Raw genomic sequence first — 1,820 nt, forward strand, 5'->3', positions numbered from 1 at the left:
CGGTGGCGCTGCTGCGGCGCGCGCTGGACGCCGAGCTGCGCGCCGGCGCCGCGCGCGGCAACGCGCTGCTGCACGGCCCGGACCAGTGGGCGATGACCCGGCGGGTGTCGCTCGGCGGCGGCCGCGAAGCGCTGGTCGGGGTCAGCTACTGGCCCGGCTGGGCGACCGACACCGAATACGTCGTGCCTTACGATCTCGCCCGCACCATCTTCTACGCCCTGGGCATCGGCACCACCTTCGTCGCGTTGTGGATGTGGTTGCTGCTGCGGCGCGTGCGCCGCGCCACCCAGGCCGCCGACCGCTGGGCCGAAGGCGATTTCTCGGTGCGCATCGCCGACCGCTCGCGCGACGAGTTCAGCGCGCTGGCCGAGCGCTTCAACCGGATGGCCGATGCGCTGTCGCGCACGCTGCATCTGGAGAAGGCGCTGGGCGGCTCGCTGGAACGCAACCGTATCGCCCGCGACCTGCACGACACCGCCAAGCAGCGCAGCTTCGTGCTCGGGCTGAAGCTGGCCGAGCTGGAGCACGACGCCGGCGGCGACGAGCGGCTGGCGCGCACGGTCGCGCAGGCGCGCGCGCTGGCCGACCGGCTGCAGCAGGATCTGGTCGACGCGGTGTCGGGTTTCAGCGCGCCGGCGATCGCCGAGCTGGGCTTGCGCGAGGCCTTGACCCGCAACCTCGACGATTTGCTCGGCGGTTCGGGCATCGCCTGGGAACTGGCGTTGCCGCGCGCGCTGGAGGACTGGCTGCGCGAGCGGCCGGCGTTGGCGCAGGAGCTGTTGATGATCGCCCACGAAGCGGTCGCCAACGCGCGCCGCCACAGCGGTTGCCGGCACGTGCGCGTGGCCGGCGAGCGCCACGGCGCGCGCTGGCGGTGGAGCGTGCAGGACGACGGCGCCGGCTTCGACCCGGCCCGCGCGCCGTTGGGCATGGGCCTGGCGAATCTGCGCTGGCGCGCCGATCAGTTGCCGCGCGGGCGGCTCGAGATCGACTCCTGCGGCGCCGGCACGCAGGTGCGCGCGGAATTCGATGCCGATGCGCCGGCGTGAGCGCGAGCGACAGGACGACCCCACAGGACGAGGCAGGGATGGAAACGACGACGACATTGCTGGTGGCCGACGATCACGCGGTGGTGCGCGAGGGCATCCGCAGCCTGCTGCGGCTGGCGCCAGGCTTCGCGGTGGTGGCCGAGGCCGACGACGGCGAGGACGCGGTGGCGATGGCGCGCCTGCACGCGCCCGACGTGGTGCTGCTGGACCTGATGATGCCCGGCATCGGCGGCGTCGCCGCCACCCGCGGCATCCGCGCGGCCAGCCCGCGCAGCCACATCATGGTGCTGACCTCCTCCGACGACGAGGAACTGGCGTTCGCCGCGATCGAAGCCGGCGCGCAGTCGTTCCTGCCCAAGTCCACCCGCGGCGAAGCGCTGCTGCAGGCGATCCGCCACGCCGCGGTAGGCGAATCGACCCTGCATCCGAGCATCGCCCGGCGCATCCTCAACCGCATGCAGCGCCCGCGGCGCCCGGCCGCCGACCCGTTCGCGCAACTGACCGAGCGCGAACTGGACGTGCTGCGGCGGCTGGCCGAAGGCGGCAGCAACGCGCGGATCGCGGCGAGCCTGTCGATCAGCGAGAAGACGGTGAAAGCGCACCTGAGCAACCTGATGTCGAAACTGCGGGTGACCGACCGAACCCAGGCGGTGGCCTTCGCCTGGCGCGAAGGCCTGATGCGCGGCAAGGAATGACCGCCCGCAACGCAAACCGCCCGAAGCCCCTGTAGGAGCGGCGCGAGCCGCGACCGCGACACCACGCGTGCGACGA

The 1,820-nt window shown here is 73.0% G+C and carries 2 protein-coding genes; both read left to right on the forward strand.

Annotated elements, in window-relative coordinates; all coding sequences use genetic code 11:
- A partial coding sequence (locus tag A7A76_RS16425) for a HAMP domain-containing sensor histidine kinase (RefSeq protein WP_206412203.1) occupies window positions 1-1,049 on the forward strand: 1,049 nt, incomplete at its 5' end.
- A gap of 38 nt (window positions 1,050-1,087) precedes the next feature.
- Window positions 1,088-1,744, forward strand: a complete 657-nt coding sequence (locus A7A76_RS16430; protein WP_206412204.1) for a response regulator — start codon at window positions 1,088-1,090, stop codon at window positions 1,742-1,744.
- Window positions 1,745-1,820 lie beyond the last annotated feature (76 nt).

Origin of the sequence: Lysobacter enzymogenes, assembly GCF_017168095.1 — a bacterium.
Classification (GTDB): Bacteria; Pseudomonadota; Gammaproteobacteria; order Xanthomonadales; family Xanthomonadaceae; genus Lysobacter; species Lysobacter enzymogenes_D.

Bases quoted from the DNA above. Each gene is read 5' to 3' on its own strand.
- A7A76_RS16430 (WP_206412204.1), top strand. From the start codon at position 1,088: ATGGAAACGACGACGACATTGCTGGTGGCCGACGATCACGCGGTGGTG.